Below are 19072 nucleotides of genomic sequence, written 5' to 3' on the forward strand. Positions count from 1 at the left end.
AGGGAAATCCTTCGGTTGAGGTGGATGCTCAGAGCAGGCAGCTGGTGGCCTGCGGCTGGTAGGGCCGGGCCGCGACGGCGGGTTTGAAGCCGACCACCATGGAGCGGGAGCCGGTCAAGTGTTCGATGCTGGTGTTGGTGAAACCGGCCTGCCGCAACCAGTTCTCGCATTCGGCGCCGGTGAGGTCGAAGCCGCCGCCGACGGAGAGGTTCATCAGCAGGCTGAGGATGGCGGCCACGAAGTTCTGGCCGGTGCCGGCCAGCGATTCGTCGATGATCAGCGCGCCGCCGGGGGTGAGGCTCTGGTACGCCTTGGCGATCAGCTGCTGTTTCTCGGCCAGGTTCCAGTTGTGCAGCACCTGGCCGAAGATCAGCACGTCGGCGGCAGGCAGTGGGTCCTGGAAGAAGTCGCCCGCGCGGAACTCGGCCCGGTCGCCGAAACCCAGTGCGGTGGTGTGCTCGGTGAAGCCCGTTTCCGCCGCGGGCAGGTCGAAGCCGATCGCGGACAGATGTGGCTGGCGGGCCAGGATCCGGGTGAGCAGCGCGCCCTCGGCGCAGCCCAGGTCGGCCACGCTGGTGTAGTGCTGCCAGGGGAATTTGGTGGCCAGTACCGAGGCCGCGCCCAGGCTGAAGGCGGTCATCAGGCGCAGGAACAGCCGGGCGCCCTGCTCGGTGCCGTACTGGCGCTGGTAGAAGTCGCGGCCGTCACCGGTGGCCGCGCCGAGGCGCAGGGCGGCGGTGAGGTCGAAGTCCTGGAGGTCCAGCATCTGTGCCAGCGCATCGCCCAGGTAGGTGCCGGGTGTGCGCTCGTCCAGGTAGGTGGCGGCCTCGGCGCTGTTGCGGTACTGGTCGCCCTCACGGTGCAGCAGTTCCACCGCGGTCAGCGAGTCCAGGAAGTCCTGGGTGGCGCGGCGGTCCCCGCGCAGGTCCAGGGCCTGGGCGAGTTCCTCGGCGGTGCGTGGGCCGCCTGCCAGTTCGGTGCACACGCCGAGCCGGATCGCGCTCTGCAGGACCTTGGACTGCCAGCGGGCCCAGAACAGCTCGTTGAGCCGGGTCGGGGTCGTCGTCATGCCGCACAGCCTCACCGCCCGTCCTGCCGGGGATAACCCCAGTCACTCCCCTACCGCCCCCCGGTTCTCGCCTGCCCGGCGACCTGGGCTCGGGCGGGCAGGACTGGGGAGCGGGCAGGGGGCGCACAGGGGTTATCGCCGGGGGCGGGCGGCCGGAGGCTGACCGGGCAACGGGTTTCTCCCTGAAGGTGTGATGACTGTGCTGCGAACCGACCTGATCCGGCCGCTACCGGAACTGCTGGCGGCCAACGCCGCCCGCTTCGGCGACCGGACCGCCTACTCCGACACGCGCCGCGGCGTCAGCTTCGCCGACCTGGACCAGCGCACCCGGCACCTGGCCGGGCGGCTGGCGCAACTGGGTTGCGAGCGGGGTGACCGGGTGGCGATGCTGCTGGGCAACCGGGTGGAGACGGTCGAGGCGTACCTGGGGATCGCGCGGGCCAGTGCCATCGGGGTGCCGTTGAACCCGCAGGCCGCCGACGCCGAACTGGACCGGCTGCTGGCCCACAGCGGCGCGACGGTACTGCTCACCGACCGACCGCGCCTGGACCAGGTGCGACGGCTCGCGGCGGCACCGGAGGTGCTGCTGGTCGACGACCCGGCGGCGTGGGCGGATCCGGGGGTGGCCGCCAGGGATGACCTCGGGGTGGACGAGATCGGCTGGCTGCTCTACACCTCCGGCACCACCGGGCGCCCCAAGGGTGTGCTGTCCACGCTGCGGAACTCGTTGTGGTCCCTCGCATCGCTGTACGCGCCGGTGCATGGACTGTCCGAAGAGGACTCGCTGCTGTGGCCGCTGCCGTTGTTCCACTGCATGTCACACCACCTGTGCGTGCTGGGGGCCACCGCGGTGGGGGCTAGCGTGCGGCTGCTGGACGGGTTTTCTGTGCCCGATCTGCTGGCCGAGTTGCGGACTGGCGCGCACACGGTGCTGTCCGCGGTGCCGACCATGTACCACCAGGTGCTGGCGACCGGGGAATCCCTGCCTGAGTTCCCGCGGATCTGCGTGGCCGGCGGGTCGCCGAGCAGTGTCGCATTGCGACAGTCCTTTGTGGACACCTTTGGCGTGCCGCTGCTGGACAGCTACGGCTGCACCGAGACCTGTGGGCCGATCGCGGTGAGTCCGCCGGATGGTTCGGCCCCGCCGGGGTCCTGTGGGAAACCGTTGCCGGGGCTGACCGTGCGACTGGTGTCCGCTGAGGGCGTGGATGTGCCGACGGGCGCGGAGGGTGAGTTGTGGGTGCGTGGGGCCAGTGTGATGGCCGGGTACCACAACGAGACGGCAGAGGTACTGACCGACGGCTGGTACCGGACCGGTGATCTCGCGCGCCAGGACGAGCAGGGGTTTCTGACCATCACCGGGCGCAGCAAGGAGCTGATCATCCGGGCCGGGGAGAACATCCACCCGGGCGAGGTGGAGGACGTGCTGCGGCAGGTGCCCGGGGTGGCCGATGTGGCGGTGGCCGGGCAGCCGCATGAGGTGCTCGGCGAGGTTCCGGTGGCCTATGTGGTGGGGGCGGCGGAGCCGGCGGCGTTGTTCGTGGCGGCGCGGGAGCGGTTGTCTTACTTCAAGGTGCCGGAGCAGGTGTACGCGGTCCGCGAGATCCCGCGGACGGCCTCGGGCAAGGTGCGGCGGCATGAGCTGGTGACCCAGCCCGCGCGGCTGGTGGCGGTGGGCACGCCGCACTACGAGTCGCTGTTCGAGGCCGACCGGCTGACCCGGGTGCCCACCCGGACCAGCGCACCGCCGATGGTCTTCGACCCCGAGCGGACCGTGCTGGTCACCGGTGCGGACGGTGAACTCGGCGCGATGGTGGCCCGGCACCTGGTCGGCGCGCACGGGGTGCGCAGGCTGTTGCTGATCGGGTCCAGTGCGGCGGGCACGGCGGCGATCGACGAGCACGGCCTGGCTGAGCTGGGTGCCACGGTCACCCTGGCCACCTGCGATCTCGCTGATGAGCAGGCGGTCGCCGCACTGGTCCGGCAGGTGGGCGGGGTGGTGCACACCGGCGACCTGGCCAGCGCGCAGGTGCTGCACCGGGTGACCACAGGTTTGTCGGCGTTTGTCCTGCTGGCCGAGGCTCCGATCCCCAACTCGCCGGCGTGTTGGCCGTTGTCGTACCCAGTCTTGGCCGAACCGGTACACCCATCCGGCCAAGACACCGTCCAGAACGGCCAAGACACCGTACGACAACGGCCAACACGGTGGGGGGTGGGGTTTGCCGGGGAGCGGCGGGCGGCGGGGGAGCCTGCGGTGTTCCTTGGGGTTGCGGTGGCGGACTGGTTGCCGATGTTCGACGCCGCGCTCACCGTGAACCGGCCCGCGGTGGTGGCCCAGCGTGCCCCAGTGGCCGAGGCTCCGGTGCTCGACGGCTGGGACGGCGGGCTGCTTAAGCTGGTGCTGGCCGCGGCCGCGGCGGTGGGCGGGCTGCCCGAGGGCGAACTGCCGGAGCCGGACCGGCCGTTCAAGGACCTCGGCTTCACCTCGGCGCACGCGGTTCAGCTCCGTGACCGGCTGGCCGCGGCGACCGGGCTCGCCCTGCCCGCCACGATTGCCTTCGACCACCCGGATCCCTTGGCGCTAACCCGGGAACTGGCCGCGGTGCGCTCCGGCGAGCGGGCCGTGGTGACGGCGACCGGGGTCACCGGCGAGCCGATCGCGGTGGTGGGCATGGGCTGCCGGTTCCCCGGTGGGATCGCCTCGCCCGAGGACCTGTGGCGGTTGCTGATCGCGGAAACCGATGTGGTGGGCGGCTTCCCCACTGACCGGGGCTGGGATCTCGACGGGTTGTTCCACCCCGATCCGGACCAGCCCGGCACCAGCTATGTCGACCAGGGCGGTTTCCTCGCCGACGCGGCCGGGTTTGACGCGGCCTTCTTCGGCATCTCCCCGCGCGAGGCACTGGCCATGGACCCGCAGCAGCGGCTGCTGCTGGAGACCGCGTGGGAGGCGGTGGAGCGGGCCGGGATCAGCGCGACTTCGTTGCGGGAGCAGCCGGTCGGGGTGTTCGCCGGGCTGATGTCGACGGACTACGGCGGCCGGGTGCCCGCCGATCTGGAGGGTTACGCCGGGCTGGGCACAGCGGGCAGTGTGGCCTCCGGGCGGATCGCCTACACCCTCGGACTCACCGGTCCCGCGCTCACCGTGGACACCGCCTGCTCGTCCTCGCTGGTTGCGATTCACCTTGCGGCGCAGGCACTTCGACAGGGCGAGTGCTCGATGGCGCTGGCCGGGGGCGCGACCGTGCTGGCCACCCCGGCGAACTTCGTGGAGTTCAGCAGGCAGCGTGCGCTCGCGCCGGATGGACGCTGCAAGCCCTTCGCGGCCGGCGCCGATGGCACCGGGTGGTCCGAGGGTGCGGGCATGCTGTTGCTGGAACGGCTTTCCGACGCCCGCCGCCATGGGCATCCGGTGCTGGCGGTCATCCGCTGTTCGGCGGTCAACCAGGACGGCGCCTCCAACGGGCTGACCGCACCCAACGGACCCGCTCAGCAGCGACTGGTCCGGCAGGCCCTGGCCAATGCCGGACTGACACCGTCCGAAGTGGACGCGGTGGAGGCGCACGGCACCGGCACCCGACTGGGAGATCCCATTGAGGCACAGGCACTGCTGGCCACCTATGGGCAGGACCGGGAGCGGCCGCTGTTGCTGGGTTCGGTCAAGTCCAATCTCGGTCACACCCAGGCGGCGGCGGGCATCGCGGGTGTGATCAAGATGATCGCGGCCCTGCGGCACGGGGTGCTGCCCAGAACTTTGCACCTGGATCAGCCGAGTCCGCACGTGGACTGGGATTCCGGTGCGGTGGAGCTGCTCGCCGAGACCAGGCCGTGGCCCGAGGTGGACCGGCCGCGGCGGGCCGGGGTGTCCGCGTTCGGGATCAGCGGCACCAACGCCCACGTGGTACTCGAACAAGCACCCGCCGACCTCCCGGTGGTCGATGCTCCGGGACCATGGCTGATATCCGCGCGTACACCAGAAGCCCTACGCGCCAGCGCGACTCAGCTCTTATCCACTGTGGACACTCCCGGGATGGCCCGCACGCTCGCCACCGGACGCGTGCATTTCCGGCACCGGGCGGTGGTGCTCGGTGGTGACCGGGACGGGCTGGCCGCGCTCGCGGCGGGACGCCCCTCCCCCACGGTCGTCGAAGGCAGCGCGCACGGCACACCCCGGATCGCGTTCCTGTGCACCGGGCAGGGCAGTCAGCGGCCGGACATGGGACAGGGTCTGCGGGCGCGGTTCCCGGTGTTCGCCGAGGCGTTCGACGAGGTGGTCGCGACACTGGATCCGTTGTTGCCGTGGCCGTTGCGGGATGTGCTGGACAGCGAGTTGATCCACCGCACCGAGTACGCCCAGCCCGCGTTGTTCGCACTGGAAGTGGCGCTGTTCCGGCTGGCCGCGCACTTCGGGGTGCACCCGGTGGCGCTGGCCGGGCATTCGGTCGGCGAGCTGACCGCGGCGCACCTGGCTGGGGTGCTGTCCCTGCCGGATGCCGCGACCCTGGTGGCCGCGCGCGGCAGGCTCATGCAGGCACTGCCCGAGGGCGGCGCGATGGCCGCGATCGAGGCCACCGAGGCGGAGGCGCTGGACTCGCTGCCCGGACCGGCGGTCTCCTTGGCCGCGGTCAACGGGCCGCGGTCGGTGGTGATCTCCGGCGAGACCGAGGCGGTGCTGGCGGTCACGGACCGGTGGCGGTCGGCGGGTCGCCGGGTCAAGCGGCTCCAGGTGAGCCATGCCTTCCACTCCGCCCGGATGGAGCCGATGCTGGCCGAGTTCGGCCGGATCGCGACCGGGCTGACCTACCACCCGGCCCGGCTGCCGGTGGTGTCCAACCTGACCGGCGAGCTGATCACCGACCGGCTGGGTGATCCCGGGTACTGGGTGGCGCATGTGCGTGAGCCGGTCCGGTTCGCCGACGGGGTGCGGGCGCTGGGTGAGCTGGGGGCCACCGGGTTCCTGGAGCTGGGGCCGGACGCGGTACTCACCGCGATGGCTCAGGACTCACTGCCCGATGCGGTAGCGACACCCGCCTTGGTCGCCGGGGAGGATGAGGCCGAATCATTCCTGGCGGCACTGGCTGCCCTGCACGTGCACGGCGCGCCCGTCGACTGGTCGGTGCTCTTCCCTGCCGGGCTACCGGCCGAGCTGCCGACCTATCCCTTTGAGCAGCAACGATTCTGGCTCGACAGCGCTGGTCCGGAACGCGTGGAGCCAGTCAGCAAGCCGGAAGCCGTCACCCCACGCCGGTCCGACCTGCTGGATCTGGTGCGCACGACCGCGGCAGCAGTGCTCGGCCACACCGAAGCCAGTGCGGTGACCCCCGATCTGGCGTTCCAGGAACTGGGCTTCGACTCCCTGGCCGCCGTGCGGTTGCGCAACCGGCTGACCGCAGCCACCGGCCTCACCCTGCCCGGCGCAGTGGTGTTCGACCACCCCAGTCCACGCGCCCTGGCCGAGCATCTGCACACGCTGCTGTCCGGCTCCGGCACCCCCGGCGGATCCACCAGCCGGGCCGCGGTTGAGGAGCCGATCGCGGTGGTGGCCATGGGTTGTCGCTATCCCGGCGGGGTGACCACGCCGGAAGAGCTGTGGCGCCTGGTTGATTCCGGCGTGGACGCGATCACCGGGTTGCCGACCGACCGGGGCTGGCCCCTGGACGAGCTGTTCGACCCCGACCCGGCGGCCCTCGGCCGGAGCTACGTGCGGCACGGCGGTTTCCTCACCGGTGCGCTGGACTTCGACGCCGCCTTCTTCGGGATCTCCCCGCGCGAGGCCCTCGCCATGGACCCGCAGCAACGCCTGCTGCTGGAAACCGCCTGGGAGGCAGTGGAACGCGCGGGCCTCAACCCCGGTGCACTGCGTGGCGAACCGGTCGGTGTGTTCACCGGGGTCGCCCACCACGACCACGGCGCCCGGCTGTACCACCGGATCCCGGCCGAGGTGGAGGGCTACCTCAGCATCGGCAGCGCGGCCAGCGTCGCCTCCGGCCGGATCGCCTACACCCTCGGCCTCACCGGCCCCGCACTGACCGTGGACACCGCCTGCTCCTCCTCACTGGTGGCCATTCACCTTGCCGCCCAGGCACTCCGGCGCGGCGAGTGCACCCTGGCCCTGGCCGGTGGCGCGACCGTGCTGGCCACCCCGGCCACCTTCGTCGAGTTCAGCCGACAGCGCGCACTCGCCCCGGACGGCCGCTGCAAACCCTTCGCGGCCGGTGCGGACGGCACCGGCTGGGCCGAGGGCGCGGGCATGCTGTTGCTGGAACGACTCTCCGACGCGCAGCGCAATGGCCACCCGGTGCTGGCGGTCATCCGCGGCTCGGCGGTCAACCAGGACGGCGCCTCCAACGGCCTCACCGCCCCGAACGGCCCGGCCCAGCAACGCGTGATCCGCCAGGCCCTGGACAGCGCCGGACTCACACCGTCCGAAGTGGACGCCGTCGAGGCACACGGCACCGGCACCACACTCGGCGATCCGATCGAGGCACACGCCCTGCTGGACGCCTACGGACAGGACCGGGACCGGCCGCTGTACCTGGGCTCGCTCAAGTCCAACCTCGGCCACACCCAGGCCGCCGCGGGTGTCGGCGGCGCGATCAAGATGATCATGGCTATGCAGCACGGGATACTGCCCCAGAGCCTGCACCTCGACGCGCCGAGTCCGCACGTGGACTGGGATTCCGGTGCGGTCGAACTACTCACCGAGGCCACCCCGTGGCCTGAGAACAACCGCCCACGCCGGGCCGGGATCTCCGCCTTTGGCATGAGCGGCACCAACGCCCACCTCATCATCGAGTCCCCGCCCGCACTGCCCGCCGAACTGCGGCCGGAACTCGATCCCGGCCCACTGCCGCTCGTGCTCAGTGCTCGCGGTTCCACCGCACTCGACGCCCGTGTTGCCGCGTTGCCCGAGACCAATCGGCTTGATCTCGCCTACACCCTGGCCACCACCGACGCCGGATTCCCGGATCGGGCCGTGCTGCTGGCCGACAACCTGGTGCGTGGCAACGCCACTGAGACCTCGCGCACCGTGTTCGTCTTCCCTGGTCAGGGCGCGCAGTGGCCCGGCATGGCCGTGGAACTGCTCGACAGCACCCCGATATTCGCCCAAGCGCTGAACGACTGCGCGGCGGCGATCGAGGCCCATGTGGACTGGCGGCTGCTGGATGTGCTGCGCGCGCCCACGCTGGAACGGGTGGACGTGGTGCAGCCTGCCCTATTCGCGGTCATGGTCGCGCTGGCCCGGCTCTGGCAGGCACACGGCGTGCAGCCGGAGGCGGTGGTCGGGCACTCGCAGGGCGAGATCGCCGCCGCGCACATCGCCGGTGCGCTGTCCCTGGCGGACGCGGCGAAGGTGATCACCCTGCGCAGCAAGGCGTTGCGGGCCCTCTCCGGCCGGGGCGGCATGCTCGCGGTCCGCCGGCCCGCCGCCGAGGTGGAGCAGTTGATCGCGCCCTGGCACGGGCTGCTGGCGGTCGCGGTGGTCAACGGGCCGGACGCGACCGTGGTCGCCGGGGACTGCCACGCGCTGTGGGAGTTCGCCGAAACCTGTGCGAGCGCGGACATCCGGACCATCCTGCTGCCGGTGGACTACGCCTCGCACACCGACCACGTCGAGGCGATCCGGGACGAACTGCTGACCGCGCTGGCCGACATCCGGCCCCGGGCGGCGACCATCGACTACTACTCGGCCACCACCGGCGAGCGGTTCGACCCACTCGGCCTGGATGCCGCCTACTGGTATCGCAACCTGCGCGAACCTGTCCGCTTCGACCGGGCCATCTCGGCGCTGGCCGAGGAGGGTCTGGACCTGTTCGTCGAGGTCAGCTCGCATCCGGTGCTGGTCCCCGGTATCGAGGACGTCCGGACCGTGAGCACCCTGCGGCGCGCCGACGGTGGCCGGGACCGGTTCCTGCACTCACTGGCCGAGGCTTACCTCTGCGGCGCGCCGGTGGACTGGCCGCGCTGGTTCGACGGGCTGCCCGCACACCGGATCCCGTTGCCCACCTATCCGTTCCAGCGTCAGCGATACTGGCTGGAGGTCCCGCGCACGGCCGTGATCGAGGGCCATCCGCTACTCGGCCCGGCGACCCGGCTGGCCGAGGACGAAGGTGTGCTGTTCAGCAGCCGGATCTCCCTGGCCACCCACCCTTGGCTGGCCGGGCACGCGGTGCGGGACGCGGTGTTGTTGCCGGGCACGGGTTTCCTCGAACTCGCCCTGCACGCCGCCGCCGAGACCGGCTGCGCGATGGTGGAGGAACTGACCATCGCCACCCCGCTCCTGCTGCCACCCGAGGGCGCGCGGATCATCCAGGTCCGGGTGCACCCGCCGGATGCCGCGGGCAGGCGAGCGATCAGCGTGCACTCCCAACACGAAGACGATCCGGACTGGATCCGCCACGCCACCGGTGTACTCGCACCTGGCACCGGGAAACCGTTGCCAGGGTTGGAAGACTGGCCACCACCCGGCGCGACGGAGCTGCTGATCGGCGACCTGTACGCGGAGCTGGCCGAGTCCGGCTACCAGTACGAACCGCCCTTCCAGGGCCTGCACCAGGCCTGGCGGCACGGCTCCGAGGTCTACGCCGAGGTGCGCCTGGACACCGAGTCCGACGGCTTTGGGCTGCACCCCGCGCTGCTCGACTCGGTGCTGCACGCCATCCCGCTCGGAGACGGCCCGCGCGACCAGTTGCCGTTCTCCTGGAACGGAGTCACCCTCACAGCCAGCGGGGCCACGGTACTACGAGCCCGGCTGACCCCCCTGGGCCAGGACGCGATCGCACTGCTGCTGGCCGATGCCACGGGTACGCCGGTCGCATCGGTGGACTCCCTGCTGCTGCGCCCGATCGCCGCCGACCAACTCAGCACCGCGCCGGAACCCCTCTACCGGATCGCCTGGTCCGAAGTCCCGCTGCCCACAACCACAGTCCCCATCGCCCGGTACCCCGACCTGACCGCGTTCACCGCCGCACTGACCGCCGGGGCCGCGCTGCCCGAAGCCGTGGTGCTGCCCGCACCGGCGGGCGAGGTCCGGGAGGCCACCTGCCAGGCCCTCGACCTGGCCCAGCGCTGGCTGGATCCGCGGTACGGCACCAGCAAGCTCGTGCTCACCACCCGCGACGCCGACACCGATCCGGCGAGCGCGGCCGTGTGGGGCCTACTGCGGTCCGCGCAGTCGGAGAACCCGGGCCGGTTCGTGCTGCTGGACCACGACGAAGACCTCACCCCGGACCAGCTCGCCACCGCCCTCGCCACCGACGAACCCCAGCTCGCCCTGCACGCGGGCAAGCTGCGGGTGCCCCGGCTGGTCCGGGCGCGGCCATCAACGGCTGGTCGGCCCTGGGATCCCGACGGCACCGTGCTGATCACCGGCGGCACCGGCGTGCTCGGCGGCCTGCTGGCCCGGCACCTGGTCACCCGGCACGGCGTCCGCCGGTTGCTGCTGACCAGCAGACGTGGACCAGCCGCCCCCGGTGCGGCGGACCTGCGGGCCGAGCTGACCGCGCTCGGCGCGGAGGTGACCATCGCCGCCTGCGACACCGCCAACCGCACTGCCCTGGCCGCTCTCCTCGCCGGACTGCCCCACCCGCTCACCGCCGTGCTGCACCTGGCGGGCGCCCTGGATGACGGCGTGCTGTCCGCACTCACCCCGGACCGCCTGGACACCGTGTTGCGGCCCAAGGCCGAGGCCGCCCAGCACCTGCACGAGCTGACCAAGGACCTCGACCTGGCCGCGTTTGTGCTGTTCTCCTCGGCCTCTGGGGTGCTCGGCGGCCCCGGCCAGGCCAACTACGCCGCCGCCAACTCGGTCCTGGACGCCCTGGCCCGGCAGCGCCAGGCGGACGGACTGCCCGCACTGTCGCTGTCCTGGGGACTGTGGGCGGAGGCCAGCGGGCTCACCGGTCACATCAGCGCCGCCGACCGCGGCAGGCTGGCCCGCGGCGGCACCCTGCCGATGAGCACCGAGACGGCGCTGGCCTCCTTCGACGCCGCCCTGCGCGGCGAGGACGCGCACCTGGTGCCGCTCCGGCTGGCCACCGCCGACCTGCGCGGTGAGACCCCGCCACTGCTGCGCGGCCTGGTGCGCCGCCGCCTGCCGGTCGCGGCGACCGAGGCCGCCGAGACGTCCTGGTCCGACCAGTTGCGCGCGCTGCCGCTCGCGGACCAGCGGGAGAAGCTGCTCGCCCTGGTGCAGCGGGAGATCACCGAGGTGCTCGGGCACACCGGTCCGGCCGCGCTGGTGGCCGGGCGGGCGTTCAAGGATCTCGGTTTCGACTCGCTCACCGCGGTCGAACTACGCAACCGGCTCACCACCGCCACCGGACTCCGGCTGCCCGCCACGGTGATCTTCGACCACCCCTCCCCCGGCGCACTGGCCGAACTGCTGCGCGCCGAACTCGCGCCCGCCGAACCGGAACCCAACCTGCCCGACCTCTTCGACGCCATGGACGCCGACCGGCTGGTCCAGCACGTGCTGGGCGCCACCACAACTGGAGTGCACACGGCATGACCACCTCGCCCGAACAGCTCGTCACCGCATTGCGCGTGGCAGCCAAGGAAAACCAGCGGCTGCGGCTGGAGAACGAGTCGCTGACCGCGCGCGGCACCGATCCGATCGCGGTGCTCGGCATCGGCTGCCGCTTCCCCGGTGGCATCCGCACCCCCGAGGACCTGTGGGACCTGGTGGCCGCCGGCACCGACGCCATCGGCGGCTTCCCGGTGGACCGGGGCTGGGACCTGGACCGGCTCTACGACCCGGATCCCACCCGTCCGGGCACCTGCTACGTCCGCGAGGGCGGATTCCTGCACGAGGCAGCCGAATTCGACGCGGGCTTCTTCGGCATCTCCCCGCGCGAGGCCCTGGCCGTCGACCCGCAGCAGCGGCTACTGCTGGAGACCTCCTGGGAAGCGGTGGAACGGGCGGGCATTGACCCGATCACGTTGCGGGACCGGCAGATCGGCGTGTTCACCGGGGTGATGTACAACGACTACGCCTCCCGGCTGTACCGCCGGATCCCCGAGGAGGTGGAGGGCTACCTGGGCACCGGCAGCGCGGGCAGCGTCGCCTCCGGCCGGATCGCCTACACCCTCGGCCTCACCGGCCCGGCGATCACCGTGGACACCGCCTGCTCCTCCTCTCTCGTCGCCATTCACCTTGCCGCGCAAGCGCTCCGGCAGGGCGAATGCGAAATGGCGCTGGCCGGTGGGGTGACCGTGATGGCCACCCCCGGCACCTTCGTCGAGTTCAGCCGACAGCGCGCGCTCGCCCCGGACGGCCGCTGCAAACCCTTCGCCGCCAACGCCGACGGCACCGGCTGGTCGGAGGGCGTCGGGGTGCTGCTGCTGGCCCGCCTCTCCGACGCCCAGCGTGCCGGATACCCGATCCTGGCGATCATCCGCGGCTCGGCGGTCAACCAGGACGGCGCCTCCAACGGGCTGACCGCACCCAACGGACCGGCCCAGCAACGAGTGATCCGCCAGGCACTGACCAACGCCGGACTCACACCGTCCGAAGTGGACGCCGTCGAAGCACACGGCACCGGCACGAAACTCGGCGATCCCATTGAGGCACAGGCCCTGCTGGCCACCTACGGCCAGGACCGCGAGACACCCCTATACCTCGGCTCACTCAAGTCCAACCTCGGCCACACCCAGGCCGCCGCGGGTGTCGGCGGCACGATCAAAATGATCATGGCCATGCGACGCGGGATGCTGCCGCGCAGCCTGCACATCACCGAGCCCAGCCCGCACGTGGACTGGGATTCCGGCGCGGTCGAACTGCTCACCTCGGCCACCCCGTGGCCCGCACACGGCCGCGCCCGCCGGGCCGCGGTGTCCTCCTTCGGTGTCAGCGGCACCAACGCCCATCTCATCCTCGAACACCCCGAACCCCCAGCACCGGCGACAGAACCCCCACCCGGACCTGTCCCGATCCTGCTCTCCGCCCGCACCCCGGAAGCCCTGCGCGCCCAGGCCGAACGCCTGCTCTCGCAACCCAATCCGGACCTGCCAGCCCTGGCCGCAACCCTGGCCGGGGGCCGCACCGGCTTCGAGCACCGCGCCGTCCTCATCGCTGCCGACCAAGATGAGCTGCGCGCCGGACTGTCCACAGTGGCCGGTGGTGACAGCGCACCGAACCTGGTCACCGGCATCGCCACCAACCCCGGCAAGGTGGTGTTCGTCTTCCCTGGCCAGGGCTCCCAATGGCCGGGCATGGCCCTGGAACTCCTGGATACCGAACCGGTTTTCGCCGAGGCCCTTGGTGAGTGCGCGCAGGCGATCGAGGCGCACGTGGACTGGCGGCTGCTGGACGTGCTCCGCAGCGGCGAGCTGGACCGGATCGAGGTGGTGCAACCAGTCCTGTTCGCGATCATGGTCGCACTCGCCCGGCTCTGGCAGGCGCACGGCGTGCGACCCGATGCCGTGGTCGGGCACTCCCAGGGCGAGATCGCCGCCGCGCACATCGCGGGCGCGCTCACCCTGGCCGACGCGGCCCGGATCGTGGTGCGCCGCAGCAGGTTGCTGACCAGACTGGTCGGCAGCGGCGGCATCCTGTCGGTGGCCCTGCCCGAGGCCGAGGTCCAGCAGCGCCTCACCCCGTGGGCGGCGGAACTCGCGGTGGCCGCGGTGAACGGGCCGCGGTCGGTGGTGGTCGCGGGCGCCGACGACGCGCTCACCGAGTTCGCCGCGATCTGCGCTGCCGAGGACATCCAGGTGCGCCGGATCGCCGCCGGGGTCGCCTCGCACTGCCACTACGTCGAGGAACTGCATGAACAGGTGCTCGACCAGCTCGACGGGCACACCCCGCAATCAGGCAGGGTGCCGTTCTTCTCCACCGCGGCGGCCGACTGGGTGGACGGGACCGCGCTCACCGCCGAGTACTGGTACCGCAACCTGCGCCTGCCGGTCCGCTTCGAGCAGGCCACCCGCGCACTCGCCGAGTCGGGACACGGGGTGTTCGTCGAGATCAGCCCGCACCCGGTGCTGACCGTGTCCATTCAGGACACCGTCCCCGCCGTGGTCACCGGCACGCTGCGCCGCGACCAGGGCGGCCGGGAAAGATTCCTGTTGTCCCTGTCCACCCTGCACGTGCACGGCGTGCCGGTGCGCTGGCCCAGCCATCCCGGCCTCGCGCGAGCCAACCTGCCGACCTATCCCTTCCAGCACAAGCGTTACTGGCTCGACGCCCCCACCCACGGCGACGGCCGGGCGGCAGGTCATCCGCTGCTCAACGCGGTGATCGACCAGCCCGGCGGCCACCTGCTCACCGGCTCGCTCCCGGCCGGGATCTCCACCACCGCCCTGGTCGAACTGGTGCTGCGCGCGGGCGCGGAAGCAGGCTGCGACCTGGTGGAGCGGCTGACCATCGAGACCGAACTGCCGCCCGAACCAGTCGAACTGCGACTGCTCCTGGGACCGTCCGAAGTGGACAAATGGCCGGTGACAGTGTCCATTCGCACCGCGGACTCGGACTGGATTCGTTGGGCCACCGGCATTCTGGCCAAGGACGACCACTCCGGTCCCTGGCCACCAGCCGGGGACCACACCGAGGTCACGGTGCCGGACAGCGCGGGCTACGACCTGCACCCGGACCTGCTCGACGCGGCCCTGCGCCCAATCGGCACCCCGGTCGCCTGGCACGGCCTCCGCCTGCACGCGGTGTCCGCGACCACGCTCCGGGTCCACCTGACCCCCACCGCAAACGGCTACGCACTCACCGCGACCTGCCCCGCCAACCAACCGGTGCTCACCGCCGACCTGATCATCCCCGGTACCCTCCCGTCCCCACCGCGCACATCCCGCGCGGCACCGACCAGACCCCAGCGACGGATGGCAAGTGCCGCCTCCCCGGCCACGGCCAGCATGCTCGACCTGGTTCGTGCCACCATCCGCACCGTGCTCGGCCACACCGAGGACCCCAACCTGGTCACCAGCTTCAAGGAACTCGGTCTGGACTCCCTCACCGCCGCCGAACTACGCACCCACCTCGCCGCCGCCACCGGCCTGTCCCTGCCCGGCTCCCTGGTAGCCGAACACCCCACCCCGCGACAACTCGCCGACTACCTGGATCGCAGACTCAGCGGCGGAGAGTCCACTTCGGACAGTCCACTTCCGGTCGAACTGAAGCTGGCCGAGGACATCCTCCCCGCGAAAGAACGAATCGCGATGAGCCAGCCACCCAGCCAGATCCTGCTCACCGGCGCCACCGGCTTCCTCGGCGCGTTCCTGCTCCGCGATCTGGTCCGGGAAACCCAGGCGACCGTGCACTGCCTGGTGCGCGGGCAGGATGTGACCGCCGCGACCGAACGGCTGCGGGCCCAGCTCAAGTGGTACGGCCTGCTGACCGAGGTCGACCTGACCCGGGTCCGGATCGTGCTCGGCGACCTGGCCGCCCCCAGGCTGGGCCTGAGTGCCCGCCGATTCGACCAGCTGGCCCGCCGGATCGAGGTGATCTACCACGCGGGCTCGGCGGTGAACTGGCTGCACCCCTACCGCGAACTGGCCCCCGCCAACGTGAATGGCACCGAGGAGGTGCTGCGGCTGGCCGCCCGGCACCGCACCGTGCCGGTGCACCACGTGTCCTCCCTCGGTGTGTTCGCCCAGCCACCCGCGGGCGCCGCAGCACAACGACCGGAGGATCCGACCGGACCGCTCGCCGCGCTGTCCAGTGGTTACCAGCAGAGCAAGCAGGCGGCCGAACAGCTGGTGCGGCAGGCAATCGAGCGGGGGTTACCGGTGGTGGTGTACCGGCCGGACGTGATCTCCGGCGACCAGCACGCGGGCGCCTGCCAGCCCAACGACTTCCTCTGGCTCAGCCTCAAGGGCTGCCTGCAGGCGGGTGTGCTGCCCGAGGACGCCGAGGCTGAGTTCACCCTCACCCCGGTCGACTACGTCAGCGCCGCGATCGTGGCGCTGTCCCGGCGACCCGGCTCCCTCGGCCGCACCTTCCACCTGCACAACCCGGAACCCGTCCGCCTGAGCTGGATCGCGGACGCCCTGCGCGCACTGGGCCACCGCCTGGACCCGGTGCCCAGGGCGGACTGGCAGGCGGCCGTACGCGCGAGCCGGGGCAACGCGGCGCTGCCACTGCTGGAGGTCTTCGACGCACGCACCAGCGCGGGCGGACCGCCGTTGCCCGCCTTCGACATCGGCGACACCGACAGTGCGCTGCCCGAGCTGCGCTGTCCGCGTATCGACAAGGAGTTGTTCAGCACCTACGTGGAATTCTTCGTGCGCGCCGGCTATTTCCCGCCGCCGAGTTGAGGGTGCCGGCGTGCCCCGGTCGCGGGCACGCCCACCAGCACGGCGGGCAGTGCGGCCCGGTTGCGCACCCGCAGCTTGCGGTAGACCCGGGTCAGGTGCTGCTCGACCGTGCTGCTGGTGACCACCAGCCGGGCCGCGATCTGCTGGTTGGTGTAGCCCAGCACGGCCAGTGCGGCCACCCGGCGTTCGGCCTCGCTGAGCCCACGCAACCGGTCCGCGGCCAGCTCGGCGACCGCTGGATCGTCCTGGTAGAGCGGCACCGCGCCGCACTGGCGGGCCACCTGACCGGCCTGCCTGCGCACCCCGGCGGCCCGGCGGGTGTCGCCGAGGGCTTCGAAGGCGCAGGCCAGGTCGAGCAGGGTGCGGGCCAGTTCGACCCGGTCGCCGCGGTCCTCCTGGATGGCCACCGCCTCGGTGAGCAGCCGGGGTCGCTGGGCGAAGGGCAGGTGCAGGGCCCGCAGGCGCAGTCCCATGGCGTGACTCCTCGTGTGTTCGCCGTCGGTCAGGGCGAGTTGTTCCTCGATCAGCCGGTCCGCTTCCCCGGTCTGGCCCTGGTGGTGCAGGGCCTGCGCGGCCCCGGCCCGCCACGGCAGCACCCCTGGCAGGTCCAGTCGCCAGGCCAGCATCCGGTCGCCGCAGGCCAGGAAATCGGCCAGCGCCGCCGTCCAACGGCCCATCGCCAGGTGCAGGCCGCCACGCGCGTAGAGGTAGTGCAGGCCGGGCACGGTCTGGAACATGGTCTCCGGCACCGGCTGGGCCAGGCATTCCGCGGCCAGGTCGTAGTCGCCGGCCTGGGTGGCCGCCTGCACCAGGCAGGCCCGCGGGAATCCGGCCACCACACCCCAGCCCTCGGGTCCGAGCTGCTCCAGTGCGGAGGTGGCCAGTTCCTGGGCGGTGAGCAGTTCTCCTTGGCGCAGCGCGATTTCGGCCTGCACGCTGGTCAGCAGGGCCAGCCAGGTCGGGGAGTGCCAGCCCGCGGCCTCGGCCAGCATCCGTTCGCACCAGGGCCGGGCGAGGTCGTTGCGGTCGGCGTAGATCAGTGTGAGCAGGGCCAGCAGCAGGGGTTCCAAGCCGAAGGAGGTGGTGTGCCGCAACCGGATCCCGCGCAGGATCTGTTCGGCCTGGGCCACCGCGATCTCCCGGCCGCCGCGGCCCAGCTCGTCCGGCAGCGAGGCCGACCAGCGTAGCCAGGGTTCGGTCACCGACTCCCGGCGGGTGCTGCCGTGCAGTTCCCCGGCCAGCGGCGGGCACAGCCGGGCCAGCCACTCCGCGCCAAGTTCGCCCGCGGGCGCCTGACTGTGCGCCAGCACCCTGGAAGCCGCATCGAGCCTGCCGTGCCAGAGCAGCAGTGCGGCCAGTTCCACCCCGTCCCGATCGCCGAGCCTGCCCTGGGTCGCGGCGGTGATCAGCGGATCGAGGTGCCGGGCCGCGGCCACCGGATTGAGCCGCCACTCCACCCTGGCCAGGGTGACCTGGATCGCGAGTCGCTCCCGCTCGCCCTGGCAGCAGCGCAAGGCCAGTTCCAGGCAGCGCACGGACAGCTCGATGTTGTTGTCCAGCAACGCCTGTTCTGCCGCGGTGCGCAACACGCCAGGTCCCCAGGAGCCGCGGCTGTGTCCGGCGGCGAGCAGGTGCCCGGCGACCTCCAACGCGGAAGCCCCTTGGTCATAACGTAGTCGGGCGGCCCGTACACCCAGTTCGCGACGGTCCTTTATGGACAGTTCTGCGGCCAGGGCGGTGCGGGCGGCCGGGTGCCGGAAGTGCTGGCCGTCCAGGATTCCGGCGGCGGACAGGGCGGTCAGCACCTCGGCCACCCGCTCCACACCGGTCCCGGTCAGCGCGGACAGGTCAGCCGGGGTCAGCTCCGCGCCCAGCAGGGCCAGCACCCCGGCCAGGCGCACTGCGGCCCGGTCGGCCCGCCGGACGCAGCGCAGCACAGCCTGGGTGAAGGCCGCCTGCTCGTCGTCCTCGGCCAGTGCGTGCACCAGCAGCGGGTTGCCGCCGGTGTGCGCCCAGACCTCCGGCGCCAGGGTGCGAGCGCGGATCGGGCCGAGCCGGTCCGCCAGCAGCAGCTCAACCCCGTCCCGGCTCAGCGGACCGAGCCGGATCCGGTGGCAGTGCGGCAGATCGAGGAGTTCGGTGCGGAAGGTGGCCAGGTCGGGGCGTGACCGGGGCACCTCGGTGAACACGGCCAGCACCGGCGCGGTGCGCAGGCGGCGCACGAGATACAGCAGACAGTGCAAGGAAGCCGCGTCCGCCTCGTGCACATCGTCGATCCGCAGCAGCACCGGCCGTCCCGCCGCGGCCGCGCGCACGTGCGCCACCAACCCGTCGGCGTCCCGCACGCCAGGAGCGAACTGGCTGACCACGCCCAGCGCGCAGTCGCGTTCCGCGGCCGAGCAGTTCGCGCTCAGCACCAGGAATCCGCTGTCGGCGGCCCGGCGGCTGGTGACCTCCAGCAGGCTGGTCCGCCCGCAGGTCGCGGGACCGCCGAGCAGCACCACCGCGCCCCGCCCGCGCACGCACCCGACCAGCAGCCCGGCCAGCCGGGCCAGTTGTTCGTCCCGCTCCACCAGCAACATCCGCGGATCTCCTTGGCCTGTCTCGGTTGTGGTGATCCAGTACACCGGTCCGGCGGACCCGGCCTCCAGCGCGAATGACCGTCTGGTGGAACAACACCCCTTTGCCCGCGCCAAGCGACTGTCTACTTTGTGCCCCAACGGAAATCCTCGTTCCAAG

4 protein-coding genes are annotated in these 19072 nt (G+C 71.9%); 2 read left to right on the plus strand and 2 right to left on the minus strand.

Annotated elements, in window-relative coordinates; all coding sequences use genetic code 11:
* Positions 1-28: 28 nt before the first annotated feature.
* Positions 29-1069 (minus strand): methyltransferase, encoded by a 1041-nt coding sequence (locus ACTOWY_RS40120; RefSeq protein WP_441314832.1) that lies wholly within the window; start codon positions 1067-1069, stop codon positions 29-31.
* A 193-nt stretch (positions 1070-1262) separates the two neighbouring features.
* On the opposite strand from ACTOWY_RS40120, the gene ACTOWY_RS40125 reads away from it, so the two are divergent.
* Positions 1263-11579: a beta-ketoacyl synthase N-terminal-like domain-containing protein gene (locus tag ACTOWY_RS40125; protein WP_441314833.1), complete on the plus strand. Its 10317-nt coding sequence runs from the start codon at positions 1263-1265 to the stop codon at positions 11577-11579.
* Positions 11576-16333: a type I polyketide synthase gene (locus ACTOWY_RS40130; protein ID WP_441314834.1), complete on the plus strand. Its 4758-nt coding sequence runs from the start codon at positions 11576-11578 to the stop codon at positions 16331-16333. Before ACTOWY_RS40125 ends, ACTOWY_RS40130 begins: the two co-directional genes overlap by 4 nt.
* On the opposite strand, the gene ACTOWY_RS40135 is transcribed toward ACTOWY_RS40130, so the two are convergent.
* A complete protein-coding gene (locus ACTOWY_RS40135) occupies positions 16312-18915 on the minus strand; it encodes a LuxR C-terminal-related transcriptional regulator (protein WP_441314835.1) in 2604 nt (867 codons plus the stop codon). The two genes, ACTOWY_RS40130 and ACTOWY_RS40135, sit on opposite strands and share 22 nt — an antisense overlap.
* Between the last annotated feature and the right edge of the window lie 157 nt (positions 18916-19072).

This window comes from Crossiella sp. CA198 (assembly GCF_052078295.1).
Classification (GTDB): domain Bacteria; phylum Actinomycetota; class Actinomycetes; order Mycobacteriales; family Pseudonocardiaceae; genus Crossiella.